Annotated in this window: 17 protein-coding genes; 1 reads left to right on the top strand and 16 read right to left on the bottom strand. The window is 75.5% G+C overall.

The window, feature by feature from the left end:
- The 10 genes from FKN01_RS28155 to FKN01_RS28110 all read right to left on the bottom strand — a co-directional run.
- A partial coding sequence (locus FKN01_RS28155) for a homocysteine S-methyltransferase family protein (RefSeq protein WP_185993020.1) occupies positions 1-1,364 on the bottom strand: 1,364 nt, incomplete at its 3' end.
- Positions 1,361-2,344, bottom strand: coding sequence for a carbohydrate kinase family protein (locus tag FKN01_RS28150; protein ID WP_143625439.1), 984 nt, complete (start codon positions 2,342-2,344; stop codon positions 1,361-1,363). The genes FKN01_RS28150 and FKN01_RS28155, both read right to left, overlap by 4 nt.
- Before the next feature lie 42 nt (positions 2,345-2,386).
- Positions 2,387-3,598, bottom strand: coding sequence for a methionine adenosyltransferase (gene metK, locus FKN01_RS28145; protein WP_143625437.1), 1,212 nt, complete (start codon positions 3,596-3,598; stop codon positions 2,387-2,389).
- Between the two features lie 46 nt (positions 3,599-3,644).
- Positions 3,645-5,708, bottom strand: coding sequence for a condensation domain-containing protein (locus FKN01_RS28140; protein ID WP_143625435.1), 2,064 nt, complete (start codon positions 5,706-5,708; stop codon positions 3,645-3,647).
- Positions 5,709-5,987: 279 nt separating this feature from the next.
- A complete protein-coding gene (locus FKN01_RS28135) occupies positions 5,988-6,821 on the bottom strand; it encodes a 4'-phosphopantetheinyl transferase superfamily protein (RefSeq protein WP_143625433.1) in 834 nt (277 codons plus the stop codon).
- Complete coding sequence (locus FKN01_RS28130; protein WP_143625431.1) at positions 6,818-8,599, bottom strand: acyl-CoA dehydrogenase; 1,782 nt, start codon at positions 8,597-8,599, stop codon at positions 6,818-6,820. Before FKN01_RS28130 ends, FKN01_RS28135 begins: the two co-directional genes overlap by 4 nt.
- A gap of 131 nt (positions 8,600-8,730) precedes the next feature.
- A complete protein-coding gene (locus tag FKN01_RS28125; protein WP_143625429.1) occupies positions 8,731-9,687 on the bottom strand; it encodes an aromatase/cyclase in 957 nt (318 codons plus the stop codon).
- A gap of 64 nt (positions 9,688-9,751) precedes the next feature.
- On the bottom strand, positions 9,752-10,546 hold the full coding sequence (locus tag FKN01_RS28120; RefSeq protein ID WP_143625427.1) for an SDR family NAD(P)-dependent oxidoreductase: 795 nt from the start codon (positions 10,544-10,546) through the stop codon (positions 9,752-9,754).
- Entirely contained in the window at positions 10,543-12,261 is a 1,719-nt protein-coding gene (locus FKN01_RS28115; RefSeq protein ID WP_143625425.1) for an FAD-dependent oxidoreductase, read from the bottom strand. Before FKN01_RS28115 ends, FKN01_RS28120 begins: the two co-directional genes overlap by 4 nt.
- A 35-nt stretch (positions 12,262-12,296) precedes the next feature.
- The gene (locus FKN01_RS28110; RefSeq protein ID WP_143625423.1) at positions 12,297-13,883 is read right to left on the bottom strand and encodes a class I adenylate-forming enzyme family protein; all 1,587 of its coding nucleotides are present in this window, start codon (positions 13,881-13,883) and stop codon (positions 12,297-12,299) included.
- 237 nt (positions 13,884-14,120) lie between these two features.
- Between FKN01_RS28110 and FKN01_RS28105 the strand changes: the two genes are divergently transcribed.
- Positions 14,121-14,609 (top strand): nuclear transport factor 2 family protein, encoded by a 489-nt coding sequence (locus FKN01_RS28105; RefSeq protein ID WP_143625421.1) that lies wholly within the window; start codon positions 14,121-14,123, stop codon positions 14,607-14,609.
- A gap of 6 nt (positions 14,610-14,615) precedes the next feature.
- Here the strand turns inward: FKN01_RS28105 and FKN01_RS28100 are convergent, their stop codons facing one another.
- The 6 genes from FKN01_RS28100 to FKN01_RS28075 all read right to left on the bottom strand — a co-directional run bounded on the left by FKN01_RS28100 (position 14,616) and on the right by FKN01_RS28075 (position 20,179).
- Entirely contained in the window at positions 14,616-15,515 is a 900-nt protein-coding gene (locus FKN01_RS28100; protein WP_143625419.1) for an MBL fold metallo-hydrolase, read from the bottom strand.
- Complete coding sequence (locus FKN01_RS28095; RefSeq protein WP_143625417.1) at positions 15,516-15,779, bottom strand: acyl carrier protein; 264 nt, start codon at positions 15,777-15,779, stop codon at positions 15,516-15,518. It abuts the gene before it with no gap.
- Between the two features lie 94 nt (positions 15,780-15,873).
- On the bottom strand, positions 15,874-17,259 hold the full coding sequence (locus tag FKN01_RS28090; protein ID WP_313906182.1) for a beta-ketoacyl synthase N-terminal-like domain-containing protein: 1,386 nt from the start codon (positions 17,257-17,259) through the stop codon (positions 15,874-15,876).
- The gene (locus FKN01_RS28085) at positions 17,256-18,521 is read right to left on the bottom strand and encodes a beta-ketoacyl synthase (protein ID WP_143625415.1); all 1,266 of its coding nucleotides are present in this window, start codon (positions 18,519-18,521) and stop codon (positions 17,256-17,258) included. Before FKN01_RS28085 ends, FKN01_RS28090 begins: the two co-directional genes overlap by 4 nt.
- Positions 18,518-19,273, bottom strand: a complete 756-nt coding sequence (locus FKN01_RS28080; RefSeq protein ID WP_143625413.1) for a thioesterase II family protein — start codon at positions 19,271-19,273, stop codon at positions 18,518-18,520. Before FKN01_RS28080 ends, FKN01_RS28085 begins: the two co-directional genes overlap by 4 nt.
- Positions 19,274-19,357: 84 nt before the next feature.
- Positions 19,358-20,179, bottom strand: a complete 822-nt coding sequence (locus tag FKN01_RS28075; protein ID WP_143625411.1) for an AfsR/SARP family transcriptional regulator — start codon at positions 20,177-20,179, stop codon at positions 19,358-19,360.
- Positions 20,180-20,277 lie beyond the last annotated feature (98 nt).

The raw sequence follows: 20,277 nt of genomic DNA, 5'->3' as shown, positions 1-20,277 counted from the left end.
GTGACCTTCGCGAAACGCGACTCGGGCCCGTCCCCGTCCTCGTAGTTGACCGAGTTGACGACGGCCCGCCCGCCCAGCCGTTCCAGGCCGGTCCGCAACACGTCCACCTCGGTGGAGTCCAGCACGATCGGCAGCGTCGACGCGGTCCCGAGGCGCCCAGCGAGCTCGTCCATGTCGGCGACGCCGTCGCGGCCCACGTAGTCCACGCACAGGTCGAGCATGTGCGCGCCCTCGCGGACCTGCTCCCGGGCCATCTCCACGCAGTCGTCCCAGCGGCCTTCCAGCATGGCCTCGCGGAACTTCCTGGACCCGTTGGCGTTCGTACGCTCACCGATCGCCAGGTACGCCGTGTCCTGGCGGAACGGCACCGTCTGGTAGAGCGACGCCGCGCCCGGCTCCGGCTGCGGGGCCCGGTCCGGCGGCACGATGCCCCGTACGCGCTCCACCACGGCCCGCAGATGGTCCGGCGTCGTCCCGCAACAGCCGCCCACCAGCGACAGGGCGTAGTCCCGTACGAACGTCTCCTGGGCGTCCGCCAGGCCGTCGGGCCCGAGCGGGAAGTACGCGCCGTCCGCGCCGAGCACCGGCAGACCCGCGTTGGGCATGCACATCAGCGGGGTCGCCGAGTGCCGGGCCAGGTGGCGCAGGTGCTCGGTCATCTCGGCCGGACCGGTCGAGCAGTTCAGGCCGATGAGGTCGATGCCCAGCGGTTCCAGGACCGTGAGCGCCGCGCCGATGTCCGAGCCGAGGAGCATCGTCCCGGTCGTCTCGAAGGCGAGCGAGCAGATCAGCGGGACCCGCACCCCCAGCGCGTCCATCGCGCGCCGCGCGCCGACCAGTCCGGCCTTGGTCTGGAGGAGGTCCTGCGTCGTCTCCACGATCAGCGCGTCGGCGCCGCCGGCGAGCAGCCCCTCGGCGTTCGCCTGGAAGCCGTCCCGGATCGTGGCGTACCGGATGTGGCCGAGCGAGGGCAGCTTGGTGCCCGGGCCCATGGAGCCGAGGACCCAGCGCTGCTCACCGGTGGAAGCGGTGACCGCGTCGGCGGCCTCGCGGGCGATGCGCGCACCGGCCTCGGACAGCTCGTGGACGCGCTCGGGGATGTCGTACTCGCCGAGGGCCGCCGTGTTCGCGCCGAAGGTGTTCGTCTCGACGCAGTCCACGCCCGCCGCGAAGTACGCGTCGTGGACCGAGCGCACGATGTCGGGGCGGGTCACGTTGAGGACCTCGTTGCACCCTTCGAGCTGCTGGAAGTCCTCCAGCGTCGGGTCCTGCGCCTGGAGCATGGTGCCCATCGCGCCGTCGGCCACCACCACGCGCGTGGCGAGCGCGTCCCGCAGGGCGGCGACCCGCTCCGCCGCGGTCATGACGCACCGCCCAGGACGGGGGCGAGCGCGTCGGCCGCCTCGGGGCCGTACTGCCGCCGCAGGATGTCCAGCAGGCGGCCGGCCTCCGGCTCGTAGGCCTGGGAGCCCACGGCCCCCAGCGCCAGCGAGGCGACCGCGCAGCCGAGCCGCGCAGCCTGCTCCGGGCCGGCGCCCCGGACCGTGGCGGCGAGGAAACCCGCGCGGAACGCGTCGCCCACCCCGGTCGGGTCGGCCGTCTCGACGCCCTCGATGCCCGGCACGGTCAGGGCGCCGGCGCCGGCGCTCTCGATGCGGACGCCCCGCGCGCCGAGCGTGGTGACCCAGGCTCCGACGCGGCCCAGCACGTCGTCGCGGTCCCAGGAGGCGCGTTCCAGCAGGAGCGCCGCCTCGTACTCGTTGGTGAACAGCCACCGGGCGCCGTCGACCAGCTCGCGCACCTCGTCGCCGTCGAGGCGGGCGAGCTGCTGGGAGGGGTCGGCGGCGAAGGGGACGCCGAGGGTCCGGCAGGCCGCGGTGTGCCGCAGCATGGCCGCCGGGTCGTCGGGTGCGACGAGGACGAAGCCCACGCCGCCGGCCCGGGCCGTCTCCGCCGCCAGGTCGATGTCCCGGGCCTCCGCCATGGCGCCGGCGTAGAACGCCGCGATCTGGTTGTCGTCCCGGTCGGTGATGCACGAGAAACGGGCGGTCTGCCGCTCGTCGCTCACCCGCACACCACCGGTGTCGACCCCGTGCTCCTTGAGCCACACCTCGTACGTGGCGAAGTCGCTGCCGACGGCGCCGACCAGCAGCGGGTCCAGCCCGAGCGAGCCGAGCCCGAAGGCGATGTTGGCCGCCACTCCGCCGCGCCGCACCTCCAGGTCGTCCACGAGGAACGAGAGCGACACATGGGCGAGCTGGTCGGCGATGAGCTGGTCCGCGAACCGGCCCGGGAAGACCATCAGGTGGTCGGTGGCTATGGAGCCTGTCACCGCGATACGCATACGAATCCCTGTCCCTCTCGACTGGGCACCGGTGGACGCCGGTCAGAGACCGGCGGCGGCCTTGAGCTGTTCGACGCGGTCGGTGCGCTCCCAGGCGAAGTCCGGCAGTTCGCGGCCGAAGTGCCCGTAGGCGGCGGTCTGCCGGTAGATGGGGCGCAGCAGGTCCAGGTCGCGGATGACGGCGGCCGGGCGCAGGTCGAAGACCTCGCGGATGGCGCTCTCGATCCGGGCCTGCGCGACCTTGGCGGTGCCGAAGGTCTCCACGAAGAGACCGACCGGCTCGGCCTTGCCGATCGCGTACGCGACCTGGACCTCGCAGCGGGTGGCGAGGCCGGCGGCGACGACGTTCTTGGCGACCCAGCGCGTGGCGTAGGCGGCCGAGCGGTCCACCTTCGACGGGTCCTTGCCGGAGAAGGCGCCGCCGCCGTGCCGGGCGTAGCCTCCGTACGTGTCGATGATGATCTTGCGGCCGGTGAGGCCGGCGTCGCCCATCGGGCCGCCGATCTCGAAGCGGCCGGTCGGGTTGACGAGGAGCCGGTAGTCGTCGGTCTCCAGCTTGATGCCCTCGTCGGCGAGTTCGTTCAGGACGTGCTCCACGACGTGCTCGCGGACGTCGGGGACGAGCAGGCCGTCGAGGTCGATGTCCGCGGCGTGCTGGCTGGAGACGACGACCGTGTCCAGGCGCACCGGGCGGCTGCCCAGGTAGCCGATCGTCACCTGGGTCTTGCCGTCGGGGCGCAGGTAGGGGACGGTGCCGTTCTTGCGTACCTCGGTGAGGCGGCGCGAGAGCCGGTGCGCCAGGTCGATCGGCAGCGGCATCAGGCTCGGCGTCTCGTCGCACGCGTAGCCGAACATCAGCCCCTGGTCGCCGGCGCCCTGCTGGTCGAGCGCGTCGTCGCCGGAGCCGTCGACGCGCTTCTCGTACGCGGTGTCGACGCCCTGCGCGATGTCAGGGGACTGCGCGCCGATGGAGACGGAGACCCCGCAGGAGGTGCCGTCGAAGCCCTTGGCGGAGGAGTCGTAGCCGATGTCGAGGATGGTCTGGCGCACGATGCCCGGCACGTCCGCGTACGCCGATGTCGTGACCTCGCCGGCGATGTGGACCTGCCCGGTCGTGATCAGGGTCTCCACCGCGACGCGGGAACCCGGGTCCTGTGCGAGGAGCGCGTCCAGGATCGCGTCGCTGATCTGGTCGGCGATCTTGTCGGGGTGTCCCTCGGTCACGGACTCCGAGGTGAACAGACGTGTCGTCATGACTCTCCTGAGGTGTGAGGTGGGGCGGTTGGCGTGACCGCGGCGGTCACCGGGTTCGGCGGACCACCGTTTCGAGGATGTGGGCGAAGGTCCCGGCCGGCGTCGCGGTGCCGGTGAGGACCACTCCGGGCGGCCTGCGCCCGGCCGCGACGAGTTGCCCGGCGAGCGCGTAGGCGCGCTCGCCGCCGCCGCAGAGCGCGCCGAGCACGAGGGGCCCGCCGAGGCCGGCCAGCGCCCCCACGACGGCCTCGGCGGCCGGGGCGGACGCGTCCGCGTACGGCGGTGGCCGCAGCAGCACCACGGCCTCCGGCCCCCGGTAGGCGTAGGCGACCCGGGTCAGCGTGGACAGCGGGGTCCCCGGCGCCCGGAGCAGGCAGACGGTGCCGGTGCCGGGGCGCGCGGCGGGGCGCAGCTCCGTCAGCGCGGCCACCCGCCGGGCGCCCGGCCGTCCGCGCGGCGCCCGGTCCGGCGGTCCCGCGAGGAGCGCGAGCGCCCCGCCGACCGTCGTCGCGGGCGTCGCCGTGCGCGGCAGCTCGCGCAGGGCGTGCGCGGTCCGGGTGAGCAGGTCCTCGGCCTGGGCGAGGCCCGACCCGAGGCAGGTGGCGGTGAGCACGAGGCCCCCCTCGTCGTCCCGGTGGGCGACGAGCGTGAGCGGGAACCCGGTGCGCGCCCCCAGCGTCTCGGGGGTGCTGACGCGGACGCCCAGCGCGGCGAGCGCCGGTGCCAGGTCGCCGGGCGGGCGCGGCCGGTTCTCGAAGACGACGAGGCTGCCGGTGCGCGGGGCGGCCGCCGGCGCGGCGGGGCCGCCGGGGCGGGTCCAGGACCGGACGCGCCCCTGCGACACCCACTCGTACCCGGACACGTCCAGGGCCTGGTCGCGCAGGCGGGCCGGGAGGTCGGCGAGCGGGGCGTGCGGGTTGACGCCGGCGGTCATCGGCAGCGGGTTGCGCAGGGCGGCGGGCAGCCGTTCGACGCCGTCGAGGAGGATGCCCCGGCCGGAGACCGCCGCGCTGAAGCTGATGTCGGCGGCGCCCTCGTGGCCGCCGGCCCGGTAGAGGGCCAGCGCCCACACGGCGTGCAGGGCGCTGCTCTCCGGGCAGCCGAGGCCCCCCGCCCACGCGGCGAGCCGTTCGCTCTCCTCGGGCGTGATCCGGGCGCGGACCTGGCCGGCGCCGGCGCCCGCGGGCGGGTACGTGGCGGGGCCGGGCGGGGCGTCGCGCCAGAACTCGCGGGCCGGGGCGGTGTCCTGGGCCGCGAGCCAGCGCGTGTAGTCGCCGAGGTCGGGGCGGCGGGTGCCGCCGGGCAGCTCACCGCCCGCCAGGTAGGCGCGGTAGAACTCGTGCAGCAGCAGCCGCACGCTCCAGTCGTCGAGGAGCGCCGGGTGGAAGCTCAGCAGGAGGCGGGTGCTGCCGGCCGCGTCCGGGCCGCCGCCCAGGAAGGTGACGCGCAGCGGTCCCGGGCGGCGCGGGTCGAGGCCCCGGCGCCGGTCGGCCTCGACCAGCGCGTGCCAGTCGACGCTGCCGGGCGGGAAGCGCAGCACTTCGGGTCCCGCGCCCTCGTGGCAGACGATCCACGGCTCGGGCCCCTCCTCGAAGGCGGCCCGCAGCACGCTCTCCCGTTCGGCGACGGACTGCCAGGCGGCGCCGAGCCGGTCCGGGTCGAGCGGCCCGGACCAGGTGACCGCGAGCTGTTCGCACCAGCCCTCGGTGCCGGGGTGCGCGTCCGCGTCCGCGAGGAGTTCCCGTTGCAGCGGCGTCGGCTCGATCCGGGGCGCGGGCCCGGGGCCGCTCTCCGTGACGGTGAGCAGGTCCGCGAGGAGCCCGGCGGGGAAGGGCGCGTCGCCGGCGGCCGGCCCGTCCGGGGTCAGGCGCAGGGTGTGGTGCCCGTCCTCGGCGGGCTCCAGGCTCGGCAGCCAGGAGCAGGCGGGGCGCGTACCGAGCCGGCCCAGGCGGTCGAGGGCGGCCTCGACGCGGTGCGGGTCCACGGGGCCGCGCAGCTCCAGGACGGGCGGTGCGGCCGGGTCCTGGCCGGCGAGGTCGAGGACGACGGTCATCGGGCCGCCGGGGGTGGCCCGGGCGGGGGTGGTGTGCGAGGAGTGGTCGGTGGCCATCGTCCTGCGGGGCACGCATGCGGGAGCGCGGCGGACCGGCTGCGGCGCGCATGCGGGAGACCCCTCCCCTCCCCTCTGTCGGCGAATGCGGAACGAGTATGCGAGGGCCCGCCCACACGGCACCGACACGGCACTGACACGGCGGTGGTCCGGTGGTGGGGCGCCGTGATCCCGCAGGGTTCCGTCGGGGAGGCGACCGGTTCCGTACCGTACGCGGGCATGCGAAGGCCCCGCGTCTTCCTCCAGCGGGACTGGACGCGGGGCCGAGTGCGGCACGATTCAGCCGAGCAGTTCGGTGACCGCCCCCGCGAAGCCCGTGTCGAGCATGGTGCGGACCGTGGTGTCGGCGGAGGCGGCCAGGCCGGTGTCGTGGCAGGCGACGCTGAGCAGGTACCGCCCGCCCAGGACCCGGTGGGTGGCGAACGCCCACTCGCCGTCGGCGGCGGGCCGGCCGTCGGGCGCGAGCAGTTCGCCGCCGCCCGCGGCGAAGCCGAACTCGGTGAAGTCGAGCCGCAGCCCCTGCCCGAGCGCCTTGGTGTAGGCCTCCTTGAGCGTCCACAGCGGCAGCAGCCGGGCCGTCCGCTCGTCCTCCGGGAGGTGTTCCAGCGCCTCGCGCTCGGCGGGCGTCAGCACGTGTCCCCGGAGCAGGTCGTACGACATGGGCCGGGTGGCGGGTTCGACGTCGACGCCGATCCGGCCGTTGCGGCTGATGCCGACGGCGATCATGTCCTCGGTGTGCGTGAGGCTGACGTCGATCTGGTCGAGGCTGCGCAGGTAGGGCCGGCCGCCGATCCGGTACGCGAGGTCGAGCTCGGCCGGTCCGGTGCGCAGGGCGGCGGCGGCGGTGTACTTGGTGACGAGGCGCGAGGCGAGGAACCGGTAGCGCAGCGTGGGGTCCTGGGTGCGCCGGTAGCGCTGCCAGTCGCCGCCGAGCAGCTGCCGCAGCGCCGGCTGGGTGACGGCCGCCCCCAGCCACTCGCCCCAGGTGGTGTGGACGACGGCGTTGCCGTGCCGGTCCATGGCCTCGCGCACCAGGTGCCAGGGCGCGCCGGGCCCCGAGACGTGGAGGGGTGCGCTGATCCGCCCGGCACCGGGCGCGGGGATGCTCGTCATGGCCTGCCTTCGTACGGGAGCGCGTCGAGGTCGTAGCCCAGGCCCTGGCCGTGCCGGCGGAGCAGCTCGTCGAGCACCTGGTCCTGGACGCCGTCGGGCAGGGCGGGCACGGGGATGCCGAGGCGCTGCCCGGCCCGGGTGAGGGCGAGCACGGCCCAGGCGGGGTCGGCGAGGAACGGGTCGGCGCCGTCCTGGCCCTCCCAGACGGCGAGCACCGCGGCGGCGCCGACGATCCGGCTGTAGCGGTCGCTGAGCCGGACGACGGCCGGGTCGGCGAGGGCGGCGGGGCCGGCCGGGATGCGGCGGCACTGGGCGCGCAGCCCGCGCAGCTCGGTGGCGAACGCCTCGGCGAGCCCGGCCAGCGCGCCGGTGTGCCCGCCGGCGTCGCGGAGCGGGGCGAGCCGTTCGGCGGTCGCGGCGAGCGAGGCGGCCATGAAGTCGCCGCCGCCCGCGATGCCGAGGAGCCGGTAGTCCAGGTCGGGCAGCGCGGCGCCGGCGGCGAACAGCTCGGCGGGCGGCTCCGGTTCGGCGAACCAGGAGCGTTCGGCGAGGCCGCGCAGCTGCGGCACCAGGACGGACTGGCAGGAGGCCGATCCGGCGTGCCCGAGCCCGGCGACGGGCAGGTCGCGGCTGAGCTTGCCGAGTGCCCCGTACGCGGGGCTCGCGTGGTCGTAGCCGCGGGCGCCGAGGACCGTGGCGAGCTCCTCCAGGTTCTCCCGCAGGAGTTCGGGGACCACGTATTTGACGGCGGCGGCGAAGAGGTGGGCGCTGGCGGGCAGCAGGCTCAGGGCGCGCAGCACGGTGGTGGACATCGCGTCGCAGGCCAGGAGGTCGGCGAAGACCCCGGTGAGCGGCTTGTGCCGGCGCCGGGCGACCCCGGCCGCGCGGCCCTCGGTCGCGGTGCGCGCGGCGGAGTGCAGGACCGTTCCGGCGGCGGCGGTGACGAGCCCGCAGATCAGGCTCCGGTTCACCTGGAAGGCGCGCAGGGCGATGCCGGCCCCGTCGCCCGGGTGGCCGACGAGCGCGTCGTCGGGCACGGGCAGCTCGGCGAACTCCAGTCCGGAGAAGAGCGCCCCGCGCATTCCGGAGCTCTCCACCCGGGGCAGGTGGCGCAGGTGTGCCGGGTCCTGCCCGGCCGGGTCGAGCAGCAGGACGGAGTGGCCGCGCGGGCCGGGGGCCTCGTCGGTGCGGGCGTAGACGACGTGGAGGTCGGCGCGCGAGGCGTTGAGGATGACGTCCTTGCGGCCGCTGATCCGGCGCCCGCCGACGGCCGGGCGGGCGGTGAACTCATGGCGCAGGATGGCGTTGGCGTGGGCGAGTTCGTGGTGCAGGATCGCGATCCGGCCGCCGCCCAGCAGCAGGCGGGCGGTCTCCCGGCGCTGCGGCTCGTTTCCGGCCGCCCACACGGCGCCCGCCGCGAACAGCGAGATGAGGCCGTGGCCCATGCCCAGCCCCAGGTCGCGCCGGAACACCGGCCGCACGGCCCGGGCCAGCAGATCGGCGCGGGTCAGCCGCCCGCCGAGGGCGACGGGCACGAATTCGGCGCCGAGCCCTTCGGCGGTGAGCAGCGCCTCGGTCGCCTCGGGCGGGGTGCGGCGGGCGTCGGCGTCGAACAGTGCGGCGAACCCGTGCGGGTTGGCGGGGTCGTAGGGGTCGCCGAGCCGCGCTTCCAGGCGTCGTGCCCGGTCGAGGGCGTCCGCGTCCGCGCGGCCGGGGGCGGGGGAAGCGGAGGCGGGGGGGGGGGGGGGGCGCCCGGGGAGCTCTGCGATGGTGGTCATGACGGCGGCGTCCGCCTCCTTCGTCGTACGGGCACGGGGTGCGGGTGGGCGTGGCTCGACCCTGCGGGCGGTCGCTCGCGACGCGGTGGAGAACGGCTCGGGAACCGCTCCAGGCGCCTTGGACCGCGCCGTCACAGCATGCGGACCGCGGTCTCCGCGTGCCGCTTCGCGAGGTTGAGCGTGGCCGTCGAGTTGCGGCCCAGCGCCTCGCGTACGTACCGGCGGGCCTGGGGGAGTCCGGCGCCCGCGCCCAGCACCTGTTCGACGGCGCTCTCGCGGAGCACGACGGTGTGCTGGGAGACGACGGTGACGCCGGTGGCGTCGGGGACCACGGACCACTCGCCGGTGTGCGCCTCCATCAGGACGGGGGTGGCGGTCTGCTTGTAGACGATGCGCCCGGCGTGCGGGAAGCAGATGCGGACGGACTCGGTGGTGTGCGTGCCGCCGTCGGCGGTGACCGTGTCCATCGCCATGACCTGGACACCGGGCGTCGGCTCGGTGAAGTCGAGGCGGGAGACGTGCGGGACCAGCTCGGGCCAGTCGCCGATCCGGTACAGGAAGTCGTACACCAGCTCGGCGGGGCCGTGGACGCGCACCGAGTCCTCGAAGGACAGGACGAGGTCGTCCAGGAGGGCCCAGCGCTCCGCGATCCCCTTCAGACTCGCCAGCTCGGCGCGGGAGTTGGTGTCGCAGGCGGTCTCGACCCAGCGCACGTCCTCGAAACGGTCCCCGGTGACGGTGAAGTCGTGCAGCAGGACGAGCCGGGTCCCGCCGCCCGGGCGCTCCTCGACGATCCAGGTGCCCTCCATCGTCTCGACCGGGGCCTGCGGCCGGGTCTGCCGGAAGGTGATGCGGCGCGCCGCCGGGTCCTGGGCCCGCTCGGAGAGCCAGGACCGCACGTCGCCGTTGGCGGTCGCCCACATGCGCAGCCGCTCGTCGCGGCCGTCGAACTCCAGCCGCTCGACGTGCACGTTGGGCGGGAAGAACAGCGGCCAGCGCTCGGCGTCCGCGATCAGCCCGTAGACGACGCCCGGCTGGGCGTCCACGTCGACGCTGTGCCTCGTCCGGTGCACACGTACGTCCGACACCACACACCTCTTTCTCGGTTGCTCGTGGACCCCGCCCGCGCGCGGCGCGGGTGGTCGGGGAGGGTCAGAAGTTGCCCAGGCCGCCGCAGACGTTGAGGGCCTGCGCCGTGATGGAGGCGGCGGGCCCGGACGCCAGGTAGCCGACCAGGGCCGCGACCTCCTGCGGGGTGGAGTAGCGCCCGAGCGGGATCTTCGCCTCGAACCGGGCGAGGACGTCCTCTTCGGTGGTGTCCCAGGCGGCGGCGTAACCCGCGCGCACCCGCTGGGCCATCGCGGTCTCGACATAGCCGGGGCAGACGGCGTTGACGGTGACGCCGGTCGGGGCCAGCTCACGGCCGAGCGCCTTGGTGAAGCCGACGACGCCGTGTTTGGAGGCGCTGTACGGGGCGCCGAGCAGGACGCCCTGCTTGCCGGCGGTGGAGGCGATGTTGATGATCCGGCCCCGGTCGGCGGCGTCCTGGAGCCCGCCGTTCGCCAGGGCCTCGCGGGTCACCAGGAACACGCTGTTGAGGTTGGTGTCGATGACGTCGTACCAGAGCTCGTCGCTGAGCCCGGCGGTCACGCCGCCGCCGCTGCGCCCGGCGTTGTTGACGAGGACGGACAGCGGCCCGTAAGCGGCGACGGCGGCGCGCACCAGGGCGGCGACGTCCTCGCGGGAGCGCACGTCGGCGGCCTGTCCGGAGACGTCGAGGCCTTCGTCGCGCAGGGCGTCGACGGTCTCCTTCACCGCGGCGTCGGTGCGGGCGCACAGGAAGACGCGGTGCCCGGCGCGGCCGAGCGTACGGACCACTTCGAGGCCGATGCCGCTCGTGCCGCCGGTCACCAGGGCGACGGGACGGATCTCGGGGGTGGCGGTCATGGTCGGTGCTCCTTCGTCGTGGCCGGGGACATCGTGGCCGGGGATACGGGAACGGCCCGCGGCTCCACCCGGGCCGGCAGCGCGAGCGGGGCGGACGGCCCCACCGGGGCGAGCGCCCGGTCCAGGGCGGTCCGGCTGAGCACGGGCCCGCGCGCGGCGACGTAGCCGTCGGGCCGCACCAGGAGCCAGGAGCCGGGGCGCAGGCCGAGCACGGTGCGCAGCGCGCCGCCGGGGTCGGCGAGCGGTGCGGGGCCCTCGGAGCCGTCGGTGCGACCGCCGAGGGTGCGCACGGAGAGCCATTCCGCGTACTGGGCCGCCGCGGTGACGGCGACGCCCACGGGCACGTCGCCGGGTCCGGTGCCGCCCGCCCCGAGCAGCAGGCTCCACCGCACGTCGCGCAGTTCGGCGGCGAACGCCTCGCGCACGGTGGGCTCCAGGCCGTCCAGCGCGACGCCCCGGGCCCGTCCGCCGGGGGCGGGGCCGGCGGCGGCGGTCCCTGGGGTGGTGAGCGGGGAGGCGCCGTAGCCGATGCGCAGCCCGGACATCCCGCCGAGGACCTTGCGCTGGATGGCGCGGCGCAGCGGGGTGACGTTGCGTACGACGGTGAAGACGACGGGCAGCACGGCGGCGGCGAGCAGGTTCTTCAGCTGCACGAGGACGGTGGCGGTGCGGGTGGAGTCGAGCAGGGCGGCGCCGATGGGCACGCGCTCGGCGCCGTAGCTGTCGAGCAGCGGCTCGCCCGCGTGGCCCTGTTCGACCTGGGCGAGCTTCCAGGCCAGGTTGTACGCCTCCTGGATGCCGGTGTTCATGCCCTGGCCGGAGGCGGGGCTGTGCACATGGGCGGCGTCGCCCGCGACGAAGACCCGGCCCTCCCGCATCCGGTCGACCCGGCGCTGCTGGAACGTGAAGACGGACGTCCACTCGCTGGGCCCGACGGTGACCGGCCGGCCCAGGCCCTTGGACAGCTTCGCGCCGAGGCGTTCCTCGACGCCCTCTGCGGCACGGTCCGGCACGGTGTCCAGGAGCCGCCAGTGGCCCTCGCGGGCGTACGGCACCATCATCAGGGCCTGTCCGCCGGTGTGCGCCCAGTAGATGGTGTCGGGCGGCAGGTCCATGGTGACGGGCACGTCGGCGAGCATCCAGGTCTCGCTGCTGGTGCCGGCGAGTTCCAGGCCGAGGAGCTTGCGGACGGTGCTGTGGCCGCCGTCGCACCCGATCAGCCACGAGGCCTCCGCGGTGCTCCGGGCTCCGTCGGCGTCCTCCAGGGTCACCCGCACCCCGTCCGGGTGCTGGTCGAGGCCGGTGAGCCGGACGCCCCACTCGATGTCGACGCCGAGCCGGGCCACCGCCTCGCGCAGGACGGCCTCCGTGTCGGTCTGGCCGATGACCAGCGTGAAGGGGTACGCGGTCGGCATCGACGCGTAGTCGGCCTGGAGGCGGACCAGGCGGCGGCCCTCGGCGTACATCGTGAAGGCGGCGTTCCGGCGGCCCCGGGCGAGCATGGCGTCCACGACGCCCATCTGGTCGTACGTCTCCAGGGTGCGCGGGTGGGTGGCGACGGCGCGGCTGGTGCGCGCGGGGCCGGGGGCCGCGTCGATCAGGCGGACCCGCAGGCCGCGGCGGGCCAGTTCGTGGGCGGCGGTCAGGCCGACGGGGCCGGCGCCCGCGATCAGCACCTGCGGCGGGGCGGCCGGCTCCGTGCCGGAGTTCACCATGGTCGGTCTCCCGGGGTGGTGAGGCGGATGGGCGGTCACAGGGCGGCGCTGGCGCGCAGCTTCTGCCGGACGGCGCGGCGCCGGGGCTTCCCGGTGGGGGTGCGCGGCACGGTGTCGATCGCCTCGGCGAAGCGAATGCGCTCGAAGCGGCCGAGGCGTTCGTTGGCGCGTTCGGTGATGGCGTCGAGCACGTCGAGCACGCCGTGGCCGAACGGGTCGCCGCCCGTCCCGGCGTCCTCGCGGAGCACGATCCCGGCCCAGACCAGGGCGCCGTGCTCGGGGTCGGGCCAGTCCGCGACCAGGCAGTCGGCGACCCGGGGGTCGTCCGCGAGTATCCGCTCGATGCGGCTGGGCGAGACGATCTCGTTGTCGTACTTGAAGACGTCGGCGAGCCGGTCGACCAGGCTGAGGTTGCCCTCGTCGTCCAGGCGCCCGACGTCACCGGTGGCGAAGAAGCCGTCGGCGTCGACCCGGGCGGGGTGCCCGTCGCCCAGGTAACCGGCCATCAGCTGCGGCCCGCGCACCATGACCTCGCCGGCCGACCAGGGGCCGAGCGGGCGCCGGGTGGTGAGGTCCACGACGCGGCACTCGGTGCCGGCGACGGCGGAGCCCACGGTGCCGTGGCGGTAGCGGCCGGGCCGCTGGCTGTGCGTGAGCGGGGACAGCTCGGCCATGCCGTAGCCCTGGATGACGGGGACGCCGAGCCGTTCCTCCAGGACGCGCGCCGCCTGCGGCCGGAGCGCCGACCCGCCGGAGAGCACGGCGGTCAGCCGCAGCCCGTCCGGCGCCCCGCCCGCCGCCAGGCGCTCGTCGCCGGCCAGGGCGTGCAGCCGGGCGGGCAGCCCGTAGTAGTGCGTGGCCCCCGCGCCGGCGGCGGCGCCGAGCGACGCGAAGGGGTCCGGGTCCTGGCAGAGGACCTGGCAGGACCCCGCGTACAGGGCCGAGTTCAGGTGCATGACGTGGTACAGCGGCAGGTGGTTGAGGGTCACCGAAGCGCCGGTCAGGCCGTGCGCGTCGGCGGTCTGCCAGGCGTTGGCGACCACGTTGCGATGGGTCAGCAGGACCCCCTTCGGGGCGCCGGTGGTCCCGGTGGTGAACTGCACGCACGCCACGTCGTCCGGGGACGCGGCGGGGCCGGTGCGGGGCCGCTCGTACGGCCGCGCCCCGGCGATCAGCTCGTGCAGCGGGACGGTGCCGGCGGGGGCCCGCCCGTCCATGACGACCACGGTGCGCAGCGCGGGCAGCCCGGGCGCGAGCCGCGTGAGGGACGCGGCGGTGTCGGCGGGCGCGAGGACGATCCGGGCGCCCGACGTGCCGAGCACGTGGCGCAGCCCGTCCGGCGGGAGCAGCGGGTTGACCAGGACGACCGTGGCGCCGGCGCGGACGACCCCGTGGTAGGCGGCGGCGAACTCCGGGGTGAGGGTGTGGGTGACCCCGACCCGGGTGCCGTGTCCGGCGCCCGCCGAGGAGAGCCAGCCGGCGATCCGGTCCGCGTAGGCGTCGAGTTCGGCGAAGCGCAGCACGCGGGTGGCGGTGCGCACGGCGGTGCCTTCGGGGTCGCGCCGCGCCGCGCGCCGCAGCAGTCCGTCGACCAGGAGGTCGCTGTACGGGGTGTCGCGCACCGAGGTCCCCTTCCGTCGTCCACCGGCGGTCTTTACCTCCGGATTGCCTTCACCCTCCGCCGGTGCGCTTGAGGAATCTTTGAAGAGCGCTCGATCAGCACCACGGAAGGTGGGAGAGAACCAACCGAAGACCCCCCGAAGAACCAACCGAAGACCCCGAAGCCCCCCGAAGAACCGCCCAGGAACCACCCGGGAACCGCCCGAAGACCCTGCGGACGAGACGAGAAGGAAGACACGATGACGGCCGACACCACGCACCTCACCGGGCCCGCGCCGGACACCTCGGACTTCGGTTCGCTGTACGCCGAGGTGCAGCAGTTCTACGCCCACCAGATGCAGCTCTTCGACCGGCACGAGGCCGAGCGCTGGGCCGCCACCTTCACCGAGGACGCGGTGTTCAGCGTGCCCACGCTGGACAGCCCGGTGCACGGGCGTGCGGAGCTGGCCGCCAACGTCCGCCGCAACCGGGCCCGCCAGGAACGCGAGGGCGGGCAGCTGCGCCACTGGATCGGCATGCTCGACGTGGACGTCCGCCCCGGCGGCGTCCTGCACACCCGCGCCTACGCCCTGGTCTTCGCGACGGCGCGCGGCGGGGTGCCCGCGGTGTCCCGGTTCTGCGTGATGGCGGACGAACTGGTGCGCTGCCGGGGCCGGCTGCGGGTGCGGAGCCGGGTGGTGACCCGGGACGACCTCACGGCCGGCCACCCGGCCCCGGTGCTGGTGTAGGAGACGTCAGGCGCGGCAGACCGGCAGACCGCCGTGGTACCGCGCCATCTCCTGGAACAGCGCCCCGATGTCCAGGGGCGCGCCCGGGAGGGCGCCGCGCTCCTCCGCGTAGGCCCGGTGCAGATTGGGCACCAGGCGCTCGGAGTCCAGGAGCCCGGCGTACGGGCCGGGCCCCGCCTCCTGGGCGGCCTCGTACGGGGTCAGGCCCGCCGCGACGCCCTCGCGGGCGAGTTCCTGGAGGCGGCGGAAGTACCCCGCGTCGGCGTCCAGGAGTTCCGGGCCGCCGACCGGCCCGTGGCCGGGGACGACCGTGACCGGGTCCAGGGCGCGCAGCGCGTCGAGGGCGCGCAGGGACCCGCTGACCGAGCCCATCGGGCAGAACGGGGTGACGCCGCTCATCACCACGTCACCGGCGAACAGGACGCGCGGCCCGGGCAGCCACACCACGGTGTCGCCCCGGGTGTGCGCGGGCCCCACGTGCAGGAGTTCGGCCCGCAGCTCCCCCACGTACAGCGTCATCCGCTCCTCGAAGGTGACCTGCGGGACGACGACCTCCAGGTCCCCCCAGCGCACCTCGGGCCAGAGCCCCGTCAGGTGCAGCCCCGCCGCGGCGGCCTCGTCCCGGGCCCGTGCGTGGCCGACGACGACCGCCTCGGGGAAGACGCAGTTGCCGAAGGTGTGGTCGCCGTGGAAGTGGGTGTTGACCAGGTACCGGGGCGGACCGGCGGTGACCGCCAGGACCCGGGCGCGCAGGGCGCGGGCCCGGTCGAGGGTGGCGACGGTGTCGACCAGGGCGCTCTCCCCGCCGTCGGCGAGCAGCCCGGAGTTGTTCAGGCACCAGCCACCGTCGCCCTGGACGTGCGCGTGGACTCCGTCGGCGATCTCGGTGAGCCGGCTGTCGGTCATTCAGGCCGCCGCCCTGGCGGCCAGCGCCCCGTTGACGAGGTCGAGGTAGGCCCGCGGGGTCTGCGCCTCGTCCAGCGCCTCCTCGTCCAGCGTCACGTCGTAGTCGCGCTCGACGACGCCGGTGACCTGGAGCAGGGCCAGCGAGTCGTACCCCAGGTCGAGGAAGAGGGTGTCCTGGGCGGCCTCGTCCAGCGGCGCGCCCTCGTCACCGCCGGCGGCGTCGCGCAGCAGGGCGGCAAGGTCGGTCAGGTGCAGGCGGTCCACGGTGTTCCCTTCCTGGTACGGGTTGTGCGTAGGGGTGGTGCGCAGAGGTGTACGGCGCTCACGCGCCAGGGGGCGTCTCCCCGGTGTCCGCGCATCAGCCCGCGGCGTCCGGTGCGGTGCGTCGGCGTGCGGCCGAGTCGCCCTCGTACGGGAGGTACGCGGGTGATGCGGGCGTACGGCGAGGTGCCGGGCCAGGCGTCGCGGGGCCGCGAAGATCCGCCGGGCAGGCCCCGGGCGCCCGCACCACGGCCGCCGCGTTGAAGCCGCCCCGGCCGCGTGCCAGGACCAGGGCGTGCCGCAGCCGCGCCGGGCGCGGTGCCCCGGTCACCAGGTCCACCGGGCAGTCGTCGGCGAGCGGCCCGACCGGGGCGCCCGGCGGGACGACCTGGTCGCGCAGGGCGAGCAGGGCCGCCGCCAGATCCAGGGCGGAGCCGCCCGAACCGAGGCGCCCGAACAGTGTCTTCGGGGCCGTCACCGGCACCCCGTACGGGCCGAAGAGGGCGGTGAGCGCGGCGGCCTCGGCGCGGTCGGCGTCCCGCTCCCCGGCGGCGTCCGCGAAGACCACGTCCACGTCCGCCACGTCGGTCCCGGCGTCGGCGAGGGCGAGGCGTGCGGCGTCGAGCAGGCGGGGCGCGCCGCGTCCGGGCGCCGGGTCGAAGGTGGCGGCGCAGCCCTCGACGGTGCCGAGGACGCGGGCCCCCCGGGCGTGCGCGGCGTCGCCGTCCTCCACGACGAGCAGGGCGCCGCCCTCCCCCACGACGTGCCCGGAGGCGTCGGCGGAGAACGGCAGGTAGGCGCCGGCCGGGTCGCGCCGGGTGCTCAGGCCCCCGGCGGCCAGGTGGGCGGTGAAGCCCCACGGGCACACCGTCGCGTCGAAGCCGCCGGTGAGGACGGCCCGGCCGCCCTTGCGCAGCTGGCGCCGGGCCTGGGCCATCGCGTCGAGGCCGCCCGCCTGCTCGGAGACGACGACACCGCTGGGGCCGCGCAGGCCGTGCCGGATGGAGATCTGGCCGGAGTTGGCGGCGTAGAACCAGGCGAAGGACTGGAAGGCGCCGACATGACGGCTGCCCTTGCTCCACAGCTCCTGGAGCTCGCGCTGGCCGAACTCGAAGCCGCCCGCGCCGTTGGCGGTGACGACGCCCATGCCGTACTCGGGCAGGGCCGACGGGTCGATGTCCGCGTCGGTGATGGCCTCGGCCGCCGCCGCGAGGGCGAGCCGGGTCACCCGGTCGGTCTGCGGCAGCAGCTTGGACGGGATGTGCGCCGCGTCCTCGAAGCCGGTGACCTCGCCGGCGAGGACCGCCGGGTAGCCGGAGGCGTCGAACCGGGTGACGGGACCGATGGCACGGTGCCCGCGCAGGACCGAGGACCACCAGGCCTCGGTGCCGACGCCGCCGGGTGCGGCGATCCCGATGCCGGTGACGGCCGCGGTCGCGGTACGGGCGGGGGCGGGGGCGGTCATCGGGGCGGGGGCGGTCATCGGCGTGCCTCCGTCCGGGGCGCGGTGAGCACCATCGCGCTCTGGAAGCCGCCGAAGCCGCTGCCGACGCTGAGGACGGTGTCGGTGCGCTGCTCGCGGGCGACGAGCGGTACGTAGTCGAGGTCGCAGCTCGGGTCGGGCTCGTGCAGATTGGCGGTGGGCGGCACCGTGTCGTGCTCGATGGCCAGCGCACAGGCGGCGATCTCCAGGGAGCCGATCGCGCCGAGCGAGTGCCCGATCATCGACTTGATGGAGCTGACGGGCACCCGGTAGGCGTGCTCGCCCAGGCTCGCCTTGAAGGCCGCGGTCTCGTGCTTGTCGTTCTGCTTCGTCCCCGAGCCGTGCGCGTTGACGTAGTCGACGGCGGTCGGGTCGAGCCGCGCCTCGTCCAGGGCGGTCCGGACGGCCTCGGCCATCTCCCGCCCGTCCAGGCGCAGTCCGGTCATGTGGTACGCGTTCGAGCGGCTGGCGAACCCCGCGATCTCCGCGTACACATGGGCACCCCGGCGCACCGCGTGCGTGTACTCCTCCAGGACGAGCACGGCGCCGCCCTCACCGAGGACGAAGCCGCCCCGGGTCCGGTCGAAGGGGCGCGAGGCGGTCTCCGGCTCGTCGTTGCGCGCGCAGGTGGCGCGGATCGCGTCGAAGGAGGCCAGGGTGATCGGGGTGATCGGGGCCTCGGACGCACCGGCCAGCATCACATCGGCGCTGCCCTCGCGGATGAGCTCCGCGGCGTGCCCGAGCGAGTCCAGGCCGGAGGTGCACCCGGTGGAGACGACGGCGACGGGGCCGAGCGCCCCGGCGTCCCGGGCGACCTCGGCGGCCACGGAGCTCGGCACGAGGTAGTCGCCGAGCCGTTCCTCCGCGCGGGCCGGGTCCAGCAGCCAGTGCTCGCCGCCCTCGCTGACATGCGCGTACACCTCGTCGAGCCCGCTGCTGCAGCCGACCGCGGTGCCCAGGGAGACGCCGGTGCGCTCGCCCCCGGCCGCCAGGTCGAGGCCGCTGTCGGCGACGGCCTCGCGGGCGGCGGTGAGCGCGAACTGCGCGACCCGGTCCAGGCGGTGGGCATCGGCGGCGTCGAAGCCGTGGTGCGCGGGGTCGAAGTCGGCCTCGGCGGCGATCCGGGACCGGAACGACGTGGCGTCGAAGCGGGTGATGCGGCGGGTGGCGGTACGGCCCTCCGTCAGCAGCGACCAGAACGCGGCGGTGCCGGTGCCGCCCGGGGCGACCACCCCCACCCCGGTGATGACGACCCGCCTCATCGGACACCCGCCGGCTGCGGGGCGAGCCGGCGCACCACGCGGGCGGCGCGCCCCACCAGCCGGGGCAGGTCGTGGCCCCGGAGGAAGAAGTGGTCGCCGGGCACGGTGCGGACGGCGAAGGGGCCGGTGGTCCAGGAGCGCCACCGCTCCATGGCCGCGGGCCGGGCCAGCGGGTCGTCGGCACCGGCCACCGCGAGGACGGGGACCGCGAGCGGACGGGCCGGCGAGGGTTCGCGGGCGGCCGTCCGCAGCTCGTGGGCGAGGACCAGGTCGTCGCGGAGCACCGGCAGCACGGCCTGGTGCCAGAAGTCGCCGGGCCGGGCGCGCGCGGGCAGGGCGCCCGCCTCGCCGAGCAGGCGCAGCAGCTCCTCGTCGCCGGCCCGGCACTGGTCGGCCAGGGCGGACAGCTCGTCGGGCGGCGGGCAGGCGCCGACGACGAGCAGCGCGGGCCCCGGGAGCCCCGCCTCGTGCAGGGCCCGGGTGACGCTGTACGCGACGAGGGCGCCGAGGCTGTGCCCGTACATGAGGTAGGGGGCTTCGCCGCCCTCGCCGGTGAAGCGGGGCAGCTGGTCGGCGAGCAGGTCGGCGGGGCGGGTGAGGCGCGGCTCGGAGCGCCGGCGTTCGCGGCCGGGCAGCAGGTGCGGCACGGTCTCGACGCCGGGGCCGAGGCGCGGGCCCCAGCCGTAGAAGGCGGAGACGCCCGCTCCGGCGTGCGCGAAGCAGTGGAGCCGTACGGGCCGTTCGTCGGACATGGGCCGTCCTCTCACGCGGTAGGGGTGTGAGCCCTCTCCGACCGGAGCCTGGCAACTCCCGCTCGAACGGTGCTGGACCAGCGCTCAGGCCGCGTACAGATCGAACGTGGACAGTCCGCGCGGCCCGCTCAGCACATCGAGCGCGGGGTCGACGGTGAGCATGGCCCGGTGCAGCCGCTGCATCTGCGGCGACGGCTCCACGCCCAGCTCCTCCACCAGGCGCAGCCTCAGCCTGCGGTAGACGTCGAGGGCGGTGGCCTGCCGGCCCGACCGGTAGAGGGCGACCATCGCCTGCGAGTGCAGCCCCTCGTGCTGAGGGTGACGCATGATCAGGTCGGTGAGCTCGGCCAGGACCTCGGTGTGCCGGCCGCAGCGCAGATCCGCGTCGATGCGCCGCTCGACGGTGACCAGCCGTGATTCCTCCAGCCTCATCACCTCGATGTCGAGCACGGGGCCCAGCCGTACGTCGACCAGCGCCGAGCCCTGCCACATGGCGAGGGCGTCGCCGAACAGCGACGAGGCCCGGGCGTCCTCGCCCCGGTCGAACGCGCCGCGACCGGCCGTCACCAGCTCCTCGTAGCGGTGCACGTCGACGGCGTCCGGCGGGATCTGCATCAGATAGCCGCCGTGCCGGGTGGCCAGGACCTCCTTGGCGGCGCCGGGGGTGTCGGGCCCCATGGCGGTGCCGAGCCGGCGGCGCAACTGGAGGATGTAGGTCTGCAGGGTGGTCATGGCGCTCTGCGGCGGATTGCTGCCCCAGATCTCTTCCATGAGGGTGGGCACGGGCACGACGCGGCCCGGATGGAAGGCGAGCAGCGCGAGGAGCTGTCGCGGCTTGCCCGCGGTGGGCACGATCGACATCCCGTTGACCTCGGCGCTCAACGGACCCAGAACCTGTATTCGCACGGTGGCCTCCCAAGGACCGGCCAGGGTGGACCCGGCCGTGATCGCCTGTGCCGGCGCCCTCGCCCCCGTGGCCGAAAGCCGTCGGCGCAAGGCACGCT

Source organism: Streptomyces sp. 130, assembly GCF_007096885.1.
Lineage (GTDB): Bacteria > Actinomycetota > Actinomycetes > Streptomycetales > Streptomycetaceae > Streptomyces.
This window is presented reverse-complemented; position numbering and strand designations above follow the sequence as displayed.